This is a genomic window from Pseudomonas pseudonitroreducens, assembly GCF_021603645.1.
GTDB lineage: Bacteria > Pseudomonadota > Gammaproteobacteria > Pseudomonadales > Pseudomonadaceae > Pseudomonas > Pseudomonas pseudonitroreducens.
Genome location: NZ_BQHJ01000012.1, coordinates 228427 through 248805 on the forward strand (window position 1 = coordinate 228427; position 20379 = coordinate 248805).

The 20379-nt window shown below is 53.7% G+C and carries 17 protein-coding genes; 15 read left to right on the forward strand and 2 right to left on the reverse strand.

The genetic code is table 11. The features are described 5' to 3' along the window. Positions 1 to 19 precede the first annotated feature (19 nt). From L6D89_RS26445 to L6D89_RS26480, 8 genes are all read left to right on the forward strand, one after another. Positions 20 to 2374 (forward strand): site-specific integrase, encoded by a 2355-nt coding sequence (locus tag L6D89_RS26445; RefSeq protein WP_011979087.1) that lies wholly within the window; start codon positions 20 to 22, stop codon positions 2372 to 2374. Next, positions 2371 to 4473 carry a tyrosine-type recombinase/integrase gene (locus L6D89_RS26450; protein WP_236201662.1) on the forward strand — a complete coding sequence of 701 codons (2103 nt, stop codon included), beginning with the start codon at positions 2371 to 2373 and terminating at the stop codon, positions 4471 to 4473. Before L6D89_RS26445 ends, L6D89_RS26450 begins: the two co-directional genes overlap by 4 nt. Continuing rightward, positions 4466 to 5410: a hypothetical protein gene (locus tag L6D89_RS26455; protein WP_236201663.1), complete on the forward strand. Its 945-nt coding sequence runs from the start codon at positions 4466 to 4468 to the stop codon at positions 5408 to 5410. The genes L6D89_RS26450 and L6D89_RS26455 overlap by 8 nt, the downstream gene beginning before the upstream one ends. Before the next feature lie 53 nt (positions 5411 to 5463). After that, positions 5464 to 5793, forward strand: a complete 330-nt coding sequence (locus L6D89_RS26460; protein ID WP_123789211.1) for a hypothetical protein — start codon at positions 5464 to 5466, stop codon at positions 5791 to 5793. 29 nt (positions 5794 to 5822) lie between these two features. Then, on the forward strand, positions 5823 to 7103 hold the full coding sequence (locus L6D89_RS26465) for a tyrosine-type recombinase/integrase (protein WP_169311241.1): 1281 nt from the start codon (positions 5823 to 5825) through the stop codon (positions 7101 to 7103). 227 nt (positions 7104 to 7330) lie between these two features. Beyond that, positions 7331 to 9307: a type I restriction-modification system subunit M gene (locus L6D89_RS26470; RefSeq protein ID WP_011979090.1), complete on the forward strand. Its 1977-nt coding sequence runs from the start codon at positions 7331 to 7333 to the stop codon at positions 9305 to 9307. Continuing rightward, positions 9304 to 10698, forward strand: coding sequence for a restriction endonuclease subunit S (locus tag L6D89_RS26475; protein ID WP_011979091.1), 1395 nt, complete (start codon positions 9304 to 9306; stop codon positions 10696 to 10698). Before L6D89_RS26470 ends, L6D89_RS26475 begins: the two co-directional genes overlap by 4 nt. Further along, the gene (locus tag L6D89_RS26480; RefSeq protein ID WP_011979092.1) at positions 10699 to 13902 is read left to right on the forward strand and encodes a type I restriction endonuclease subunit R; all 3204 of its coding nucleotides are present in this window, start codon (positions 10699 to 10701) and stop codon (positions 13900 to 13902) included. It abuts the gene before it with no gap. Between the two features lie 31 nt (positions 13903 to 13933). Here the strand turns inward: L6D89_RS26480 and L6D89_RS26485 are convergent, their stop codons facing one another. Then, positions 13934 to 14155: a helix-turn-helix domain-containing protein gene (locus L6D89_RS26485; protein ID WP_011979093.1), complete on the reverse strand. Its 222-nt coding sequence runs from the start codon at positions 14153 to 14155 to the stop codon at positions 13934 to 13936. Between the two features lie 101 nt (positions 14156 to 14256). On the opposite strand from L6D89_RS26485, the gene L6D89_RS26490 reads away from it, so the two are divergent. The 7 genes from L6D89_RS26490 (at position 14257) to L6D89_RS26515 (ending at position 18588) form a co-directional block, all read left to right on the forward strand. Then, the gene (locus L6D89_RS26490) at positions 14257 to 14847 is read left to right on the forward strand and encodes a hypothetical protein (protein WP_034065828.1); all 591 of its coding nucleotides are present in this window, start codon (positions 14257 to 14259) and stop codon (positions 14845 to 14847) included. Next, a complete protein-coding gene (locus tag L6D89_RS26495) occupies positions 14844 to 16244 on the forward strand; it encodes a DEAD/DEAH box helicase (protein ID WP_011979095.1) in 1401 nt (466 codons plus the stop codon). The genes L6D89_RS26490 and L6D89_RS26495 overlap by 4 nt, the downstream gene beginning before the upstream one ends. A gap of 154 nt (positions 16245 to 16398) precedes the next feature. Further along, positions 16399 to 16662 (forward strand): BPSL0761 family protein, encoded by a 264-nt coding sequence (locus L6D89_RS32705; protein ID WP_011979096.1) that lies wholly within the window; start codon positions 16399 to 16401, stop codon positions 16660 to 16662. Positions 16663 to 16676: 14 nt separating this feature from the next. Beyond that, positions 16677 to 17279, forward strand: coding sequence for a DUF6088 family protein (locus L6D89_RS26500; RefSeq protein ID WP_031300087.1), 603 nt, complete (start codon positions 16677 to 16679; stop codon positions 17277 to 17279). Positions 17280 to 17463: 184 nt separating this feature from the next. Next, a complete protein-coding gene (locus tag L6D89_RS26505; RefSeq protein WP_125093639.1) occupies positions 17464 to 17715 on the forward strand; it encodes a hypothetical protein in 252 nt (83 codons plus the stop codon). An 18-nt stretch (positions 17716 to 17733) separates the two neighbouring features. Next, a complete protein-coding gene (locus tag L6D89_RS26510; RefSeq protein WP_003152701.1) occupies positions 17734 to 17967 on the forward strand; it encodes a hypothetical protein in 234 nt (77 codons plus the stop codon). Between the two features lie 339 nt (positions 17968 to 18306). Next, complete coding sequence (locus tag L6D89_RS26515) at positions 18307 to 18588, forward strand: hypothetical protein (RefSeq protein WP_003152698.1); 282 nt, start codon at positions 18307 to 18309, stop codon at positions 18586 to 18588. 643 nt (positions 18589 to 19231) lie between these two features. Here L6D89_RS26515 and L6D89_RS26520 read toward each other — a convergent pair. Next, positions 19232 to 20314 (reverse strand): DinB/UmuC family translesion DNA polymerase, encoded by a 1083-nt coding sequence (locus tag L6D89_RS26520; RefSeq protein WP_011979100.1) that lies wholly within the window; start codon positions 20312 to 20314, stop codon positions 19232 to 19234. Positions 20315 to 20379: the final 65 nt, after the last annotated feature.

Consider the following 20379-nt stretch of genomic DNA (forward strand, 5'->3'; position numbering starts at 1 on the left):
CCATCCAAATGGACGTCAGATGCCTCGCAAGCCTTTCTCCAAGTCTGCACTTGAGTCGCGAGAACGACCGACCCTCCAGCGAAAGCTCCCAGAAAACACCCCCCAAGCGATTCAAGAAAGAAGCACTGCTAGGGGACAAGTCGATGTTTCAGCTCAAGGGTTGCTTGTCCGAAACAAGACTACTGGCACAAGGGAATACGTCCGTGACTTCACAGATCTTGTCACTGAGTATCCGCACCATAAATTAATTGTCCAGCAGTTACTTATAGGTGCGCAGCTCCATTCCGCAAAGAGATTGATCACATATCAATCCCATCAAGACATCTATTACTCAATTCAAGAGTTTGTGCTGTTTCTTAACAGCGCTGAGCCGATCAATAAATCAGTCAAAGGTGTTGCTGATGTCGATGGGCAGGTATGCGCGAATTTTAGGTCATTTCTAATTCGTTCGTATCCAGGTCGCACCGTAAATAGAAAAAGATACGGCGCATTAAAAAATATCTTCCTTTCGTTGAAAAATAAATATAAAGGGCAGGGCTGGGTCGGCAAAGGGTTTGAATGGCCGACTGGACCGGGGATGAACGAGCAAATAACAGAAGGATACAGCAGGGAGATTCATAATAAGCTTGTGGAGGGATGCCTGATCGATATTAAGTTTATTATGAAGTGGATGGAGAGTTACAACAGTGTAGTGGAAGGCGAGAAGCCAATTCTGGCATACGATCTTTCATTAGAAAACTTGATGTTTGATCTGGTTGTAAAAGAGCAAACTAAAAGATCCAACGGGTCAATCAAGGCGACACACATTAAAGGGTTTGAGTGGGTTATACGCTCCACTGGAGATGTTAAAGAATACATACGGGCAAATGGAATAAGTATAGAGAGGTTTCTGGGCATTTACCGAGCCCGCGCCCATGAACTGGCGGCTAAAGGTCGCCCTGTAGTTGGTACTGAGGTCAGTGAACGGGGGATGGTGTATGGCTGTGATCGAGAAGAATCTGGGCGAATTGCAACTGCAAATGTAGGAAGACTTTATCCTGATTGGCCTATGCAAGTGAGCTTCGAGGAAGCTGGACATCTCTTTTCCACTGAGTGGAGTAAAAACACCGCTCACGGAACAAACAAAAAATATTCTACGCTGGAAAAAAGATTACGGTCGGCCTTGATGTATATGAAGGTTGGGCCAGAGCACCTACCCTATGAAGTAGGTCAAATGGCATACTTCAGCAGAGTAGCCTTCACAATGGGAACTATATTCCCATTCTTTCTCTTCGTGATGTTGCAGACGGGCTGGAACTTTGAGGTCGTGGTATCGATAAGCGATAACCTAGACGACCACATTGAGGAGGACCTTCTGGATGATGACTATGTGATTATTTATGGGTACAAGGGACGGTCCAACAAAAGCCAAATGCATAGATCAAACAAGCGAGATAAGTTTGGCACGTATCAGATCTTGCGCTTTGTTGCCGCTGAAGTAACCAAGCATTTCTCGTCGCCTCATTATTTAAAGGGTAAATTATTTCAGTGTGTCATTTCGAAGAATCTGTGGAATAAGTTTGGCCGCTTATGCACGCCGGTGACCACTACGAATTTTGGGCACGCATCAACGGAGTTTCTACATCGCCACCGCATAAAATTGGATACGGATACCAAATCCCCCAGAATTGAAACGAAACGTCTTCGAACTACTTACGAAACTCGACGGAGAGAACAGGGTTTAGATATAGACGAAGTTTCGACAATGATGGGGCATTCGGATATCGATACCACAGTGAATCATTATGATAGTGACTGGGGGTCGGCAGAAATATTAAATGGGCGTCTAAGAAAGATTCAGAGAAAGCATGAAGAAGATTTTAGGCGTTACTCAGCAAATCTTCTTACAGATGTGTCTTTGGTTGAGCTGCGTGAAGCCACTCTACGCTGCGGTAGCAAAGAAAAACTACGGTCAGTTGTTGCACCATTAGTCGGCAGGCTGAATTCTTCTGAAGATTCGGTAATACAGTTGCTTTCTCCGGAAGGTCAGACATTCATTGCAAGTTGTCTAAATTCAAGACGACCAGATTGGCCAGGCGCTGAAAGTTTTCTTAGGACGGATACGCCTTGCAACTACTTCAATCGTTGCCCGTTATGCTCACAGTGTGTGATCTTCAAAGAAGCATTACCTTTTATTGCAAGAAGAATTTCCGACCTTGACGGTCTGAGGGAGCGGTTAAATCCCTTAGAATGGGAGAAAAGCTATCGCGCTGAGTATTTAGCGTGGAAGGGGGTTCTAGAGGGCTGGGGGGATCCGATTGAGGTTGCTGAGGCAATAGATCGATCAGTACATAACGATTTTGCACTGCCATTGACAATGATAGGGCTCTCATGACAACTCCAACACGTGACCAAATAAAAGCCGTTTTAGAAGAAATAAGGAATGGACTGGGTTGTCACGAGGAAGAGTCAGAGCCTATCGCTACTGAAGAAGATGATGAGATTCTGAGTGGCGACTCTTCACTTGGGATCATTTGCGATAGTATAAATTTACTCAATCTTTCCAGAATTGATAAGAACGAGTGGAGTTATATTAGGGTAAGTCCTAGAAGCTCTTTCGGCGATCCGGTTTGGGATTTTGGGGATTACCCCTCCCCTAATGGATTTCCCATACGTATCAATTTTGATTATGTGAATATGTATGGCGTGAATGTTTGTGGAGTAGGTCACGAACATTGGGTGAATATTGCTAGGGCGCTACTATTTTACCGTGTACCGCACTTCGGAATTCATGGTCGCATTAATGCTTATACATCTCTTGAGTCAGATAAAACAAAAGTATTAAGACTTGTCGGGTTGTTTCAAGCCGAAGGTCTATATTTAGGTTCGGAAAATTCACCAGATTTTAGGACGGTGAATGATTTGGCCAAGTCGAGTGTGGAGCACTATATAGAGTCGCTGCCCACATCTGGGATTAAGTGGGAATTCTGTTACTTAATGTCCTTCTGGCAGGGCGTGTCATCGATGGGTATGCTTCCGTCAGAGTACTCACTATACGATTCATACGTAACTAAAGAGCTTGTCGCCAAATATAGAAGAGAATACGACGAGTCCTCTCGACCTTTCGAACCCATTCCGCTCGATGACTATGCAGAAATATTTAGATACTGTGTGGGGTTTGTTGAAAACTATAGTGATGACGTCCTTTGGCTGTATAAAAATTTTGCGCCAACCATAGTAGGTGCTTTTGAGAACCCCGGAAAGCTTGCCGCGATGAATATTGGTGTGTCAACGGCGTCCGTTGAGGGAGTTAAAAGATTTAGGGCTTATAAACCTAAGTTACTAGATAGCGGTATTCCCTGGTGGGGAATAGAAATCAAGGAAAGAACGCATGAGAATGATGAGGGGGAGTATATAAATCAAACTGCTGTGATTAGCGTTGTTGTCTCTCTGATCGATGCGTGTATCGTGCTTCTTCTATGTCTTACTGGGATGCGCCGATCAGAGGTCATTGGTCTTAAGGTGGATTGTCTTTCGTTTAAGTCTGAGGGTTATTGGCTTACTTATACTGTTTTCAAAACCTCCATTTCGTCACAGGGCGACATTAAAACAATACCTATCCCAAAAATTGCTGCTGACGCAATTGAAGTAATAATTGAAATAGGGCGGGATGCTCGTGCTTACGGTAATCACGACTATCTGTTTGTCAAGATACCAAAGTTAAGTTTTGGAAACACTCCGCAGTCCACTGTGGTAGAGCGAGCTTGCAATCGAGTGGCAAACAACCTGGGTATTGATTATAGAGTACACCCACATCGTTTTCGGAAGTCACTTGCCCTTTATATAATTCATCAAGATTCGCGGAATCTTGAAATTATTACACGCCTCTTTTCTCACCGCAGCTTAAAAATGACGTTAAGGTACATCCTTTCTTTACCAGGCATGAACGATGAAGTCAAAGCTACGTTGATTGAAGAAAATACGGAAATTCTCGTCGAGGTTTTGCAAGGTGTAATTTCTGGTCAAATTGGGGGCATTGGCGGCAAAAGGTTGGCCAAGACTGCTAATTCGTCTCCAATACTCAGGGCTAAATTGCAAAACGCGGGAAAAGAGAGTTTAAGTCAGTATGTCGCCTCTTTGCTTGATGAAGGTGTGAAGCTTCTGCATAGAACGAATCTTGCAATCTGTATGCGAACGCCGGGTCTTTCCAGCGAGTCACCTTGTGATGCTAAGAATGATAGCCCTGGGTCGAGGCTTCATCCAAACTTGTTTGCGTGTGACCCATATAATTGTAGATATGCTGCATTTGTCGAGGCCAATGCTCCATCATTAAAAAATGAGATAATTTTCCACGATAATATGATTAAGCATAGGTACTGTGGAGCGACTCAGAAGGAATATTCGCAGAGGCGTATCGCTGAAGCCTTTAAGCGACTTCACGAGGTTGTAGGGGATGAAGCACATAATTTCCTAAAGCAGGTAGCGCATGGCTAAGCAGGATCTCCTCAATCGGGTGTATGCGACTATTTCAGCGCTCCAAAGCGACGGCCGAAAAAATTTATCAGTGATGGAAGTTTCTAAATTATCTGGTGTCGGTCGTGCAACAATCAATCAAAAGCATGATCCTGACTGGGTGAAGGTCAGAGAAGTCATAAAAGGAACAACTCATTCTGGGGTTTATACAAAGGATTCAAGTGAGGATGTCAAAAAGCCACTCAAAAATACTCAAGAAATACATCATCGACTGAAAGAGTTGGAGGAGCAGTTAGCCCTACTAAGGGAGCGCGCTAGCACCACATATAATCAGTTGATCGACAGGGTACAATATTACTTTGCGTTGGCTAGTGAAAAGCCTGCTAAGCAAGTTGAGAAGGCTAAGCTCCTTCAAGAGCTAACTCATCAGAAGAATCAGAACGCAATCCTACGTGCAGATCTCAAGGCGGCTCTTGCTGAATCATTAACTCCTGCGGTATCAGGATTTATCACTTCAAAGATTATTTTGGAAGTGCCTAATGCAGGCTCAGATTCTGAGGCCATTCTGAGTTTTTTGGAGAAACTGGATTCGTTATCTAGTCAGAATCGATCTTCACTTGTTACCGCAGTCTACATAATGTGTGGTCTTCCAATGTGCGGCAAGTCATCTTGGATTGATAATCACAAGCCACCTACTCCAGGCGTATCCTTATATGTCAGTGGGGCAAGTGATACAGTTTCAACTCGGAATTTGTTAGTTTCTAGGGTTAGGAAAGAATTTAACGCGCCTGTGCACTGTGTTCGATTTAGTCTAGGCCTTGATGCCTGTATCTCTAGGGCCGAAAAACAGTTCAATGGTGCGGCTCTTGAATTGAATATTTCATCCATCAAAGTTGTGGCTGCGCGGTTCGAAGAAATACAATTCAGCGAAAATTTCGACTCAATCATCTTGGCTTGAAATCAGTGAATAGTCTAAAGCGTTTCCAATCGTTTGTTGAAGAGCGACGTCGCATGGGAGACTGGGCTGATTTCGTTTCAGCAGATATGACTAGGCTTTCAAGAGTAAAGCTGGTTGAAGCGTGTGGGATTCAGCGAAGCATAATTTATCAAAACTCACAGGTAGTAACTCTGCTTCGTGATCTTGAGTCCGAATTAAGAGCGCATGGTGTTCTTTATGGGCGCAGTGCGGATGCCAATTGTGCTCACCAAAATGGTTTAACTCATGATGAAGAATTAGAGCAGCGGTTAGGAGATTTGTCTGCTTCGCTTTGTAAGTTTAATGACTATTTAAATGAAGTTTCTAATTCGCTTGTGGTGTACCCCTTGTCGAGGCCAAAATAGTTATGTGTATCCTTCATTTTGGAAACGGTTTGGCCAGCCACTCTGGCTATATGCGAGAGCGCGTAGGGATTTATTTTGATGATAATCATAACGTCCTTGAAGCACCGACCATGTGGGCGATGGCTGTCTCGAAGATACGTTCAAGGAGTGATGAAACGACAAGAAACTATGCGAATATCCTGAGAAGGTTTTTGCAGTGGTTGGACGATAGCCCAATCGAAGGGGCTGAAGTTGTATTTGGCGCGCAGAACTGGCAGTTGGTGGATGAGGATGTTTTTGATGCCTTCCTTGTTCACATAGCATCTCCAACGGATGCGCTTCCTGATGGTCCGTCTCACAAAACCATGTATCACATTGCGGCAAGGGTCTGGAGCTTCTATCAGTGGGCCGAAAAGCAGGGCTATAAACACTATTTGGATATCAGTAGGACTGATATCCGATACATGCTGAAAGACCAGAAACTCCTGGCCCATATCAACCCAGTGGTTAAAGTTACTACCTTGGGATTTAATCTGCCCAGTGGTAGACCAGCAATGCATCAACGAGAAATGCAGAAATTTGTAAGGCAAACTGATTATGAAATAGCTCTCAGCGTGTTGAATGATCCTGTTTATCAAATTATCGCAGCGATCATACGAATTACCGGGCTTAGACCGATTGATCTTTTTCAATTGCCTTACCGAGGGAGAAATGAAAATTATGGATTCATTCCTTATGATGAGGGTGAGTACCCAGAAGGGTTAGATAATGGCGCGATCTATTATTATTTTAGGTCCAAGGGAAAATGGCGCTCCATAGACTTTCCAGGGAAGCTGTGGAGAGTTATTTGCGAGTATTATTTACCCTTAAGGCGGCAACGAGCGAAGCTATATGAGGCTAAGCATGGCATTCCACCAAGGAATAGCGACTTGTTTCTTTCCGCTCGTGGTGATGTTGTTACTCATGGAATGCTTGGTTATAACTTTAGCAAGGTGGTTTCTGCAGCGAAGAACTCCGAGAGCGCTACTGATTTTAAAGCCATACGATTCAATGCACGAATGCTCAGGCACACCTGTGCGACATATTTTGTTTATGAGGCGTTGAAAGCCCAGAATAGACTTGGAAGGAGTTTTGTTTACGATGCAGCGCTCGACGAAGATCTCAGGAAAATGCTGGGCCACACTGATGTTAGAACTACACTTGAATACTATGTTCATCTAGTCAACCGATATGTGCACGACAATCTTCTGACTGATCTTCATCGTTCGCGCGTTGATGCTGGTTTGTCCGCTATTTTAGACCGACATAATTACTCTGAGATTGTGGTATAGAACAGGCACTAGACATGCTGCCTTCTTGGTGAGCAGCTCTGGACACGTCGATATGGGAGTGCATACGGTCAGGACAAATCGGGAAGGTGCCGCCGGCTGACTTGCCTCTGTAGATAGGTCTGGACGCATCAGCGCTTTAAACGCCAACGGCTTTGGGTTCGAAGTGATTTCGCCTGCCCCTCTTCAGTTACACTCGGCGCTTTGCACGCCTTTCAAGGAGCAGCTGCGTGAACACGGAAAACCATTCCCAGACCGCCGCCTTTCTCTGGTCGATTGCCGACCTGCTGCGCGGTGACTTCAAGCAGTCGCAGTACGGCCGCATCATCCTGCCGTTCACCCTGCTGCGCCGCATGGAATGTGTGCTGGAGCCGACCAGGGAAGCGGTGATCCGTGAGTCCTATGCGCAGGAAGGCCGGCCTGACCTGGTGCGTGAGCGCCTGTTGCTGCGCGCTGCCGGGCAGCAGTTCTTCAATGCCTCCAAGCTGACCCTGGGCACGCTGTCCGACACCCAGACCGCAGCCGACCTGATGAGCTACGTGCAGTCCTTCAGCAAGGACGCCCGCGAGATCTTCGAGCACTTCCACTTTGAAGACTTCGTGCAGCAGCTCTCCGCCGCCAACCTGCTGTATCAGGTGGTGCAGCGCTTTGCCGCGACTGATCTGAGCCCCGAGCGCATCAGCAACTTCGGCATGGGCATCATCTTCGAAGAGCTGATCCGTAAGTTCGCAGAAAGCTCCAACGAAACCGCCGGGGAGCACTTCACCCCACGCGATATCGTGCACCTGACCACCTCGCTGGTGATCACCGGGCAGGACGACAAGCTCAAGCCCAACAGCATCGTCACCATCTACGACCCGACTGCCGGCACCGGCGGCTTCCTCTCCGAGGGCGACGAGTACATCCAGTCCATCAGCCAGCAGGTCACCGTGTCGCTGCATGGCCAGGAGCTCAACCCCGAGTCCTACGCCATCTGCAAGGCGGACATGCTGATCAAGGGCCAGGACGTCACCAGCATCAAGCTGGGCAACACCCTGTCCGACGACCAACTGGCCGACAGCCGCTTCGACTTCATGCTCAGTAACCCGCCGTTCGGCGTGGAGTGGAAGAAGGTTCAGAAGCAGATCACCGACGAGCACAGCGAAAAGGGCTTTAACGGCCGCTTCGGCCCCGGCCTGCCGCGTGTGTCCGATGGCTCGCTGCTGTTCCTGCTGCACCTGGTCAGCAAGATGCGTGACCCGCGCGAAGGTGGCTCGCGCATCGGCATCATCCTCAACGGCTCGCCGCTGTTTACCGGTGGCGCCGGTTCGGGCGAGTCGGAGATTCGCCGTTACCTGCTGCAGAACGATCTGGTCGAAGCCATCATCGCCCTGCCTACCGACATGTTCTACAACACCGGCATCGCCACCTATGTGTGGGTGCTGAGCAACCACAAGGCCGCCGCGCGCCAGGGCAAGGTGCAGTTGATCGATGGCAGCCAGCACTTCGCCAAGATGCGTAAATCCCTCGGCAGCAAGCGCCAGTACCTCACCGAGGAGCAGATCGACGCGCTGGTGCGACTCTATGGCCGCTTCGAGGAAACCGCGCAGAGCAAGATCTTCCCCGTCGAAGCCTTCGGCTACCGGCGCATCACCGTCGAGCGCCCACTGCGCCTGAACTTCCAGGTAAGTAGCCAGCGCATTGAAAAGGTGCTGGAAGAAAAAGCCATCGAGAAGCTGGAAGCCCCGGCCCGCCAGCGCCTGATCGAAGCCCTGCAAGCCATGGATGCCAGCGTGGTACATCGCAACCGCGAGCAGTTCAGCAAGCTGCTGAAAAAGACGCTCAGCGCCCACGATGTATCACCCAGCACGCCCGAGCTGAAGGCCATCCTCAGCGGCTTAAGCGAGCGCGACTCCGAAGCGGATATCTGCATGGTCAAAGGCCAGCCGGAAGCCGATGCCGGCCTGCGCGACAACGAGAACGTACCGCTGGGCGAGTCGGTGTACGACTACTTCGAGCGCGAAGTAAAACCCCATGTGGCGGATGCCTGGATCGACGAAAGCAAGCGTGATGAACAGGACGGCGAAGTCGGCATCGTCGGCTTCGAGATTCCGTTTAACCGGCACTTCTATGTGTTCCAGCCGCCGCGCCCGCTGGAAGAAATCGACCGCGACCTGAAAGGCTGCACCGACCGCATCAAGCAGATGATCGAGGGGCTGTCGGCATGACGTTTCCCTGTTATCCAAAATACAGAGCTTCAGGGGTCGAGTGGTTAGACCAAGTGCCTGACCATTGGAGTAGTGTTCCCATTAAGTACATGGCGCTTGAGCGAAATTCATTGTTCTTAGATGGTGACTGGATTGAGAGCAAGGATATTTCGTCAGATGGGATTCGCTACATAACAACAGGGAATGTCGGCGAGGGTGCGTATAAAGAGCAAGGTGCTGGATTTATTTCCGAAGAAACTTTCCATGCCCTCAGATGTACAGAGGTTTACGAGGGTGACGTTCTGGTCTCTCGTTTAAACAACCCTATTGGGCGGGCCTGCGTGGTTCCAAACCTCGGTGGGAGAGTGGTCACCTCTGTTGATAATGTTATTTTTAGGCCGGACTTAAAGTTTTATAAGAAATTCATCGTTTATCTGTTTAGCAGTGAAGAGTATTTTAAGCACACGAGTAACCTTGCTCGTGGGGCCACAATGCAACGTATTAGTCGCGGGCTTCTAGGTAATATTCGAGTTGTTACGCCTTCGCTTGAAGAACAAACCCAAATCGCCCGCTTCCTCGACCACGAAACCGCCCGCATCGACGCGCTGATCGAAGAGCAGCAGCGCCTGATCGAACTGCTCAAGGAAAAGCGCCAGGCCGTCATCTCTCACGCCGTCACCAAAGGCCTCGACCCGACGGTGCCGATGAAAGACTCCGGCGTGGAGTGGCTGGGTGAGGTGCCGGCGCATTGGGAGGTCAGATCAATCTCATCGATAAGCAAAAAAATTACCAACGGGTATGTAGGGCCTACACGTGACATATTGGTCGATGAGCCAGGTGTTCGTTACTTACAGTCGCTACACATAAAGTCTAATAAGATAAAATTTGAAGTGCCGTATTTCGTGTCAGAGCAATGGAGCGCTGAGCATGCAAAATCAATCCTTGCTTCCGGCGATGTGCTAATTGTTCAAACTGGTGATATTGGGCAGGTCGCCGTTGTTACAGAAGAGCACGCTGGATGTAATTGTCATGCGCTGATTATTGTCTCGCCTGTCCGTGAGGTTGTTTTAGGCGAGTGGGTGTCATGGGTTCTAAATTCAACTTATGGATATCACAGCTTGCTTTCTATTCAAACGGGCGCGATGCACCCGCATTTGAACTGCGGCAATGTGAAATTTTTGAATCTCCCTATTCCCCCTCTTGAGGAGCAGGCTCGCATAGTCTCTTTCATTGAAAGTGGTGAGTTAGAGATGGACTCGCTAATGTCCGAGACCAAACGAAGCTTACTCTTGCTCCAAGAGCGCCGCACCGCCCTAATCTCCGCTGCCGTCACCGGCAAAATCGACGTACGCGGCTGGCAACCACCGGCCAGTACCCAAGCCCCCGAACCAGCAGTAGCAGAGGCCGACTAAATGGCGGACAGCAAGGAAGCCCAGTTCCAGCAGGACATCATCACCGCCATGGTCGCCCAGGGCTGGCTGACCGGCCCGGCCAGTGGCTATGACCGCCGCACGGCGCTGTATACCGAGGACTTTCTCGGTTACTTCAAGGACGCCTGGCCCGAGCGTTGGGACAAGTTCGCCAAAGCCAACCCGAACAACCCTGAAAGCGTGCTGGTGCAGAAGCTGGTGCGCGAGCTGGAGCAGGACGGCACCCTGGATGTGCTGCGCCATGGCTTCAAGCTGCCGGGGGTGAAGATCGAGGCATGCAGCTTCAAGCCCGACCACGGCATGAATCCGGACACCCTCAAGCGCTACCAGTGCAACCGCCTGCGCGTGGTGCAGGAGGTGTCGTACTCCCCCCACTGCCGTGAAGGGGAATACAACCCGCGTCTGGATCTGGTGCTGTTCGTCAACGGCATCCCCGTCGCCACGCTGGAGCTGAAAAGCGAGTTCAAGCAGAGCGTGGAAAATGCCAAGCGCCAGTATCGCTACGACCGCCCGGTGAAAGACCCGCTGACGCGCAAGCCCGAGCCGCTGCTGACCTTCAAGCGCGGCGCGTTGGTGCACTTTGCCGTCAGCCAGGATGAGGTGGCGATGACCACCCAACTGGCCGGCAAGGAAACCTTCTTCCTGCCGTTCAACCTCGGCAGCCTCGACGGCGGTGCCGGCAACCCGCCCGCGCCGGATGACAGCCAGTACGCCACCGGCTACCTGTGGCAGCGCCTGTTCCAGCCGGATGCCTGGCTCAAGGTGCTGGGCCGCTTCCTGCACCTGCAGAAGAGCGTGAAGGAAGATGCAGACGGCAAGCGCGTGACCAAGGAGACCCTGATCTTCCCGCGCTACCACCAGTGGGAAGTGGTCAACAGGCTGATCGAGACCACCCGCAATGAGGGGCCGGGCAAGCGTTACCTGATCCAGCACAGCGCCGGCTCGGGTAAGTCCAACTCGATTGCCTGGACGGCACACCAGCTGGCCTCGCTCTACGATGCCGAAGGCCAGCGCCTGTTCAACTCGGTGATCGTGATTACCGACCGCACCGTGCTGGACAAGCAGCTGCAGGACACCATCTACCAGTTCGAGCACGCCCAGGGCGTGGTCAAGTGCATCACCCGCGATATCGGCAGCCAGAGCAAGTCCGAGCAACTCGCCGAGGCGCTGGCCGAGCAGACGCGCATCATCATCGTCACCATCCAGACCTTCCCGGCGCTGTTCGATGCGCTGGACAAGTACCCCAAGCTGGCCAGCGGGCACTATGCGGTGATTGCCGACGAGGCGCACTCCTCGCAAACCGGCTCATCGGCCAGCAAGCTCAAGCAGATTCTCGGCAGCGATGCCGTCTTGGGCAAAGAAGGGGACGCGGAAGAAATCAGCGCCGAAGAGTTGCTGGATGCCGCCGTGGCCGCCCGTGCGCCCAACGAGCGCATCAGCTACTACGCCTTTACCGCCACGCCCAAGGCCAAGACCCTGGAGCTGTTCGGTCGCGTTCCCGACCCAACATTGCCGGCGAGCGCCGACAACAAGCCCGAGGCGTTCCACCTGTACTCCATGCGCCAGGCCATCGAGGAAGGTTTCATCCTCGATGTGCTGCAGAACTACACCACCTACAGCACCGCCTGGAAGATCGCCCACCCGGACGGCGACGACGAGGAAGTGGACTCGAAGAAGGCGCGCATGAAGCTGGCGCGCTGGGTGCGCCTGCATCCGTACAACATCAACCAGAAGGTGGAGGTGATCGTCGGACACTTCCGCGCCAATATCCGCCACCTGCTGGGCGGCCAGGCCAAGGCCATGGTGGTCACCAGCAGCCGGCAGGAAGCCGTGCGCTACCAGTTGGCAGTGCAGGCCTATGTGAAGCAGATGGGCTACACCGATGTGCACCCGCTGGTGGCCTTCTCCGGCAGTGTGCTGCCGGATGGGGTGATTCCCGAAGAGGTGACGGAAAGCAGCAGCCTGCTCAACCCCGGCTTGAACGGGCGTGATCTGGCTGAGGCCTTCGACACCCAGGACTTCAACGTGATGATCGCCGCCAACAAGTACCAGACCGGCTTCGATCAGCCCAAGCTCTGCGCCATGTACGTGGACAAGAAGCTGCAAGGCGTGGACTGCGTGCAAACCCTGTCGCGCCTGAACCGTACCTTCGGCGACAGCAAGCCGACCTTCATCCTCGACTTCTTCAACGATCCTCAGGACATTCTCGACGCCTTTCTGCCGTACTACACCAAGGCCGAGCTGACTGATGTGACCGACCCGCAGCTGATCTATGACCTGCAGAAGAAGCTGGATGCCGAGGGCATTTACCACTGGGAGGAAGTGGCGGCATTCGCGCTGGCTTTCTTCGACCCCAAGGCCGCCGCCAGCAAGCTCAGTTACTACTGCGCGCCGGCCAAGGAGCGCTTCGCCAAGCGCTACAAGCTGGCCCAGGAATCACGCCAGCACGCGCTGGACTTCAAGCGTACCGCCGAGCAGAACGGCGACAGCGCCGGCGTGAAAAAGGCCGAAGCAGCCGTGAAGGAAGCCGGCGAGCAGGTGGATCAGCTCGACCTGTTCAAGAAGAACCTGCAGAGCTTCGTGCGCCTGTACGAGTTCCTCTCGCAGATTATTCCGTATGAGGATCGTGAGCTGGAGCAGCTGTGCGTGTATGCCAAGCACCTGCACCCGCTGCTGCGTGTGGATCGCCTCGATCAGGAAGACGTGGACGTGGGCGAACTGCAACTGACCCACTACCGCCTGACCAAGCGCGCCGAGCACCAGCTGCGCTTGAGCGAGGAACAAGGCGACTACGGCCTCAAACCGCCTACAGGACTGGGCAGCGGCAAACCCCATGACCCGGAGAAGAAGCGGCTATCGGAAATCATCGAGGCGCTGAACGATATCTTCGGTGCCGAGGTGAGCGATGAGGATCAGCTGCAGTTCCTCACCGGCATCGCCAATCGCATCAGTCGTCAGGAGGATGTGATGGCCCAGGTCAACAACCACTCGGTCGAACAGGTGATGCATGGCCTGTTCCCCAAGCGCGTACTGGACACCGTGCTGGATGCCATGACCGACAACGAAAAGATGTCGTTGGAAGTGCTGGATAACGAGACCAAGAGCCGGGCGTTTGCGTTGGTGATTTTGAAGATGCTGACGGCGGCTGGAGGTTTGGGGCAAGGTATCAGCGGCGCTGCTGTCTGACCTTCTTGAGCGCTGGTATTACTTGCTCTGGTTAGATTTCAGACGGCTTTGGCAGAAGGCTTGAAGGATCGCAGGCGAGTTCGCCTGCGATGCGGTAGAGCTTCTCGACGGTGATGTTGACCTCGCCACGCTCGATCCGGCCTACATAGCTGCGGTCGAGACTGCACGCCAGCGCCAGTGCATCCTGGGAAATCCGGCAGGCCTTCCTCTGCATTCGGATGCGTTCCCCTAACGCCTTCGCCAACTTATCCATGACCGTCTCAATTCAACTTGAGGCGGCAATATCGTGCGTTTGCGGACGTACAAGCCACGGATTATAATCCGCATTTTCGCGCTATTTCTTCTGGTGCCTCAATGAAATCGGCCTCGTATATCTTCGACAGGCGTCTGTATGAGCTGCTTCAGGAGCCTGGGCGTACATCGTTTACGACCCGCGAACTGCGCGATGCCTATGCCGCTCGCTTGAGTGGCACACAATTCCGTATCGCCGATGTGCGCCGCTATGTGTATGAGCAGATTCGCCGATTAGTGCGCGCGGGCTGGGTTTCACCGGACGAGGACCGCCGTGTTCGAGGGCAGGTTTACCACCTGCAGCCGATTCCGACACATCTGCAACTCGAACTGATAGACAACGGTTTTGAGAACAGCCTGATGGCCGCCGGAATGCCCGAGCCAGGCACAGCGGTACGCGATGCGGAAGCTTTGCCGCTTGAGTCGTCAGCCAATACGGATTTGCAGTTGGAAGCGCTCCACAAGGAAATCCGCTTGGACTTTCTCACTTCAATGGGCGAAGCGGAGCGATTCAAGCTGCTTCTGGACGAGATGCCGCATTTGCGGGACAAGCTTGAAGGCGATTATCTGGAGGCCAGGGATCGCAGTTCTCGCCTACTGGGGCATCTGCGCGCCATAGAAAAGACCCTCAAAACGCTCGCTGCGCCACGATGAGCAGCTCGCTACGGAGCTGGCAGAACAGCTGCATCACTCGGGCGTTGGAGCACTTCACCGTCACGCCGCACTTCTTCTGCCAGGCAACGCCGGGAGCTGGAAAGACGCGCATGGCTGCAGAACTGGCCATCCGACTGCTTGAGCAGGACAGAATTGATTTGGTGCTGTGCTTTGCGCCGTCCTGCCAGGTCGTGGAGGGTTTTCGTTCGACCTTTGCGGCTGTGCTAGGCAGGCGTCTCGACGGCCAGATAGGTGCCGTAGGCGCGGCTTATACCTATCAGGCTATGGAATACCGTGATGAGGGATTCTGGCAGCTGCTTGATGACTACCGGGTGTTCGTGGTCTTCGATGAGATCCACCATTGCGCCGGCCACGATCCGCTGCTCAGCAATGCCTGGGGGCAGCAGATACTGCATCGGATACAGGACCGGGCTGCCTTCACGTTGGCCCTGTCTGGCACGCCCTGGCGTTCGGACGACAAGGCCATCGCATTGGCTCGCTACTCTTCGCCCGAAGGGCATTTGATCTGTGATTACCGTTATGGCTTGAAAGATGCCATTGCCGACGACGTGTGCCGATCACCTCGCATTGTGTTGCTCGACAATCAGAAGGTGAAACTTACGGAAGAGCTTGGCGCGGATAGCTCCGTGAGGCTGTTTCCCAGCATCGCCAAGCTTTTAGGGGAGTCACCTGTCACCTATGAGGAACTTCTGCGTCATGACGAGGTGATCAATCCAATCCTCGATCTTGGCTGCAGCAAGCTGAACGAGCTACGCCAGATCAAACCTGATGCCGCTGGTTTGGTGGTGGCCACAGACATCGAACACGCCCAGCAAGTTGTACTGGCTCTGGAAGCAATGGGTGAAGAGTGCCGCATCGTGACCAACAAAACCCCGGATGCGCAGCAGGTGATCAACGCATTCCGGAGCAGCGCCTGCCGCTGGATTGTGGCCGTCGGAATGATCAGCGAAGGCACCGACATTCCCCGCCTGCAAGTGTGCTGCTACCTCAGCAGAATCCGTACCGAGCTGCATTACAGGCAAGTGCTGGGGCGGGTGCTTCGGCGAACAGGCGAATCCGATGATCAGGCCTGGCTGTTTATGCTGGCTGAGCCGACGCTGCAGAGCTTTGCAGAGCGAATTGCGGATGATCTGCCGGATGACTTGGCAGTGCTGAACGAGGTGCAGATGCCAGCGTCCACTTCAGGTTCAAAGGCCGGCTTGATTGGAGCTGCCGGTAATATCGATGGCCTGGATGACAGTATGAAAATTGGAGTTGAGCAGGTTATTGGAGCTGATACCGCGAACATCGTCTCGCTTGGAGGGGGCGCAGCTGGGCCAAGCTATCAGGTGAGTTTTTCCCAGCATTACAGGCAGCAATTGCTAGCTTGTTTTTAGTGCTGTGACACCATTACTCAAATGGAGTGGCGTCCGCTGTCGAAGGCGGACGGCTCGACCGCCGTAACGGTTAACAGACTGCTCGGAAGATGGGCATAGGGCTCAAGACACGGATTCCGATTGACGTGGTTGATTAAATCAGGAGATAGCCGCATTGACCCTTCCTCGCGAAAGAACCCGCAGCGTCATCAAGACCGAAGAATTCCTGCGAGAGCTGTCTCGTAATACTGAGCTACCCCAGGATATCCGCAGCTATGCGAAAAGCCTGCTCAGACATTACCCGTCGGCCGACCAGATTTACTCACTGGGCCGCCTCGAAGAGTGCCTGGTAGGTGATGCGCCAGATGATGTATACCGACGGAGAGTGATCGCCTTACATTGGCCACTGTTCAGCTCGTCATTGGACTTCATCGAGTAGAAATGAACGCCGCAATGTCCTGCACTGATTCTGCCCAGCCGGTATCCACTCGCATTGCGCAACGGGTCATGCGCCTACCCAAAGGGCAGCCCTTCAGCACAAGGCGTTTTGCGGCACTTGGAACGAGAAGCGCCGTATCTAAGGCAATAGCCCGTCTGGTCAGCCGAGGCGAACTTGAGCGGGTGCATCGAGGAGTCTACATGCGCCCGAAATCCAGTCGATACGTTGCACGGGTTCGCCCAAACGCATGGGAAGTGGTGAGCTTGATTGCCAGACAGAGCCGTCAGGCTCTGCAGATTCATGGTGCCAATGCGGTTAGAAGGTTTGGACTGAGCACCCAGATGCCACTCATTTCAATCTATTACACAAGCGGGTCCAGCCGATCGCTATTTATAGGGAAAGCTGAAGTCCGGCTGGTACATGCGGCACCAATGGTCATGCAGCAAGCCGGGACCGAGGTGGGGATGGCTATCAGCGCACTATTTTATCTCGGTAAAGACGGTTCTACCCCGGAATGCATTGCCGCGATCAAGAAGGTGCTCAGGCCTGAAGACCTAACCACATTAATGGCCTGCAAAATGCCGAAATGGATGCGCATGGCGTTGGAGCTGACATGACCTGCTCGAATCAGGTCGACCCGCAGGCGGCACAGCGTAGATGTGTCTGAGGGAGCAGTGTCAACGCTACTGAAGCAGTCTATAGCGGATCACCAACCAGAACCGCCCGACCCTTGTCCGCTTCGCATCCAGTTGGTGGCGACCAGCTCAAAGCCGCAGTTTTATCCTGTAGGTAAATCACCAGATGTCGTTCCAAGCACAGACCCATGGATCGCGCGCCAGCAGCTTCATGCTGCTGCCGGTGCATTTTCCATCCACATGCCGGAATTTCATTGACCCAGTTTCGAGCACCAAACGAGTTGTAGAATTTCGCTTTCAGACTGCTGGGTTGGGTCAGAATAGCGTCGGCACCTGGGTCAAAAATGCATTGGCGGTAACATTTGATGTTTGCGGCAGCACCGCCTCCTGTTCCGGATTGGCACAGCAAAAGACTTGATTCGAATTCGGAGGAAACATGGGTATTTCGTATTACCTTGCATGTTTGGAGACCCGGCAATATGTCTGGGTTGGCAGGCTTGACCCACAGGGGGAGGTGCCGGTGACGGATGTCGAAGGCTCCATCGCCATGTTCGCGCTGGTGAATCGGAACAAACCGTTGATCGTCGTGAGCGAAAGCCATCCGATCCTCGAAGAGGGAATGGAGTGGTCGCCGCCGGCAACGCAAGAAACGTGCAGCGGACAACCATGACGAACCAACGCCAACCGCATCTCCGGACACTCGTCGCGTTACGAGTCATGGCACAGGTCGTCGTTGGACAGCTTTAAGTGTTGGCGCTGATGGAAAATTGACCCAGTCGGATTGCGGATTTCTGCATCAGCAGCTGTTGATAAGCATATCAGCGCAGCTGCTTTTGAATCCTCCTTTGGATAGCCCAGTTCAGTTGTCGCAGACCTGCCATATCCACCGCTGGCATGGCGCACCAGACCATGCTTGAGCTAACGCAGCGGGGCTGGAGAATTGGCAAAAGGCGCTCCGTTGCGCAGTGCCCTCGGTTACCCTCTTTAATACGAACACGAGGACTGCCCGGTGACAGAGACCGATAAAGACACCATTTGCGATGTATGCGCTACCAATACGAGGGTGCCGGGATACGGCGAGCAGTTCGGGACGCTCCAGGCGCTCTGGGGCTATGGCGCAGGGCATGATGGCGAACGCTATCGAGTCAATCTATGCGAAAGTTGTTTTTTCGCGGCACTAGCGTTTTTGAAGCAGGAGCGCCGTACGCAGAATATGTTCAGCGATGAGCAGCCCTGCGAGGATCGCCCATTCGGACTAGTCGCCCGTGATGACTACTTTGGCGATTCGTAGCCATATCGCAGAGATGAGGTTATTGGCTCGCCAGCATCGAACTCAGGCCATGTCAGTACGACCTCTCGGTACAATGGCGTCACCCGCAATCGCTCTAGGGATCTCGCTTGACTGACGCAAAACTCACTGAAGTCGAGATGCGGCGCGCACTTGGCCTAGACCTCGCGCCTTCGAAATCGAAGCAGCCCATACCCAAACAGCACTCTACCTTCACACTCGTTGAATTGAGCGTGCGTAAGAACGGTGGTTCGCCATTCCACTTCGAGCACCGCTCCCGTTCCATCAGTACTCTCGCTGCCCAACTCGAGGCCGAGAAAGCAGCACGGGAGAAAGGGTATGAGGTCTGGGTCGTGTTGGATATCAGGCAGGTTTCATCATAGAGCCGCAAGAGCCGCCAGACAGTCCAGCCTCGCTGATTGCTCTGGGGCAATGAACGCTTGAGTCAACTAGAGCGAGTCAGTTCGCACTCGGGCAGCTCTTGGCCGGTTGTTGCCTACCTCGACCGATAGCTGTGGTTCGACTTCGGCCTGTCACGACCGGCAGCATCTGACTCAATGATAGTGGGTGCGTCACGCCCTCCTTAATCCTTGGTACGCCTGGTAGGTCGCTGTCAGCAACGGCGGCTCCCTCACCTGTTCATGTTCTAAAGTACCCTTGGCAGCTCGTCCCAGCGGCAGGTGTATCCCGGAGAACGCAGCTCCTGCTTCATCGACCAGCCGCCCAGGGCCGGCACGCGCGCCAGGCGCACGGTGCCGCGGCCCATGTTGGTGTTGATCCTGTCCACGGTTGCCATCAGCGCCGCGCTGCGCGGCCGCGGCGCCGGAGCGAACAGGTCGGCCTGTACCTGCCCGGGGCTGGCCAGGTTCATCAGCATCACCCCGGCTTTCTGGTACCGGTAGCCGGGCCGGTAGATACCCTCCAGCCCGGCCAGCGCCGCCTGCACCAGGTCGCGCGAGTCGTTGCTCGGCGTGTGCAGCGGCACGCTGGCGGTGCGCGCGTAGCGCGGCTCGTCCGGGTTGAACACCCCGGTGCGGATATACACCTGCAGCAGCTGGCACACATCGCCTTGCGCGCGCAGCTTCTCCGCTGCGCGGCAGGCGTAGCTGGCCACCGCCTCGCGCAGCGGCGCCAGCTCCGTCACCCGGCGCGAAAAGCTGCGGCTGCAGGTGATCATCTGCTTCGGCTCCGGCCCCTCGTCCAGGGCGAAGCACGCCTCGCCGCGCAGCTCGCGGATGGTCTTCTCCAGCACCACCGAGAACTGCTTGCGCATCGTCCAGGCGTCCTGCTGCGCCAGATCCCAGGCGGTTTTAACACCCAGCGCGCCCAGGTGCGCCTGCAGCTTGCGCCCCACGCCCCACACCTCGCCCAGCGGCGCGTCCTTGAGCAACGCCGCCTGCTGCTCGGGCCGCGTGGCCACCACCACCCCGCTCTGGCTGCGCCGCTTGGCGGCCCAATTGGCCAACTTTGCGAGGGTTTTCGTTGTGCTGATGCCGACCCCCACCGGCATGCCCGTCAGGCGCTGCACCTCCGCGCGAATGTGCCGCCCGTAGCCAGCCAACGGCCGGCCCAGCCCGGCCAGGTCGAGAAAGCTCTCGTCGATCGAATACACCTCAAGCCGCGGCGCCAGCTCGCGCAGCACCCGCACCACCCGGGCGGAAACGTCACCGTTTATGTGTAATAGAAAGTCAATAAGAACCGGGCCATGCTCGCCCTTGGAGCTTCTCATACCCAACCGGTATGGCTGTAGCTTCTGAGGAGATCGCCGTCGCTCACCGGATCATCCGGTCATCC

What these genes read in the sequence shown, in the direction of transcription:
- L6D89_RS26445 (WP_011979087.1), top strand. Translation starts at nt 20, where the DNA reads ATGCCTCGCAAGCCTTTCTCCAAGTCTGCACTTGAGTCGCGAGAACGA.
- L6D89_RS26450 (WP_236201662.1), top strand. Translation starts at nt 2,371, where the DNA reads ATGACAACTCCAACACGTGACCAAATAAAAGCCGTTTTAGAAGAAATA.
- L6D89_RS26455 (WP_236201663.1), top strand. Translation starts at nt 4,466, where the DNA reads ATGGCTAAGCAGGATCTCCTCAATCGGGTGTATGCGACTATTTCAGCG.
- L6D89_RS26460 (WP_123789211.1), top strand. Translation starts at nt 5,464, where the DNA reads ATGGGAGACTGGGCTGATTTCGTTTCAGCAGATATGACTAGGCTTTCA.
- L6D89_RS26475 (WP_011979091.1), top strand. Translation starts at nt 9,304, where the DNA reads ATGACGTTTCCCTGTTATCCAAAATACAGAGCTTCAGGGGTCGAGTGG.
- L6D89_RS26480 (WP_011979092.1), top strand. Translation starts at nt 10,699, where the DNA reads ATGGCGGACAGCAAGGAAGCCCAGTTCCAGCAGGACATCATCACCGCC.
- L6D89_RS26485 (WP_011979093.1), bottom strand. Translation starts at nt 14,155, where the DNA reads ATGGATAAGTTGGCGAAGGCGTTAGGGGAACGCATCCGAATGCAGAGG.
- L6D89_RS26490 (WP_034065828.1), top strand. Translation starts at nt 14,257, where the DNA reads ATGAAATCGGCCTCGTATATCTTCGACAGGCGTCTGTATGAGCTGCTT.
- L6D89_RS26495 (WP_011979095.1), top strand. Translation starts at nt 14,844, where the DNA reads ATGAGCAGCTCGCTACGGAGCTGGCAGAACAGCTGCATCACTCGGGCG.
- L6D89_RS26500 (WP_031300087.1), top strand. Translation starts at nt 16,677, where the DNA reads ATGTCCTGCACTGATTCTGCCCAGCCGGTATCCACTCGCATTGCGCAA.
- L6D89_RS26505 (WP_125093639.1), top strand. Translation starts at nt 17,464, where the DNA reads ATGTCGTTCCAAGCACAGACCCATGGATCGCGCGCCAGCAGCTTCATG.
- L6D89_RS26510 (WP_003152701.1), top strand. Translation starts at nt 17,734, where the DNA reads ATGGGTATTTCGTATTACCTTGCATGTTTGGAGACCCGGCAATATGTC.
- L6D89_RS26520 (WP_011979100.1), bottom strand. Translation starts at nt 20,314, where the DNA reads ATGAGAAGCTCCAAGGGCGAGCATGGCCCGGTTCTTATTGACTTTCTA.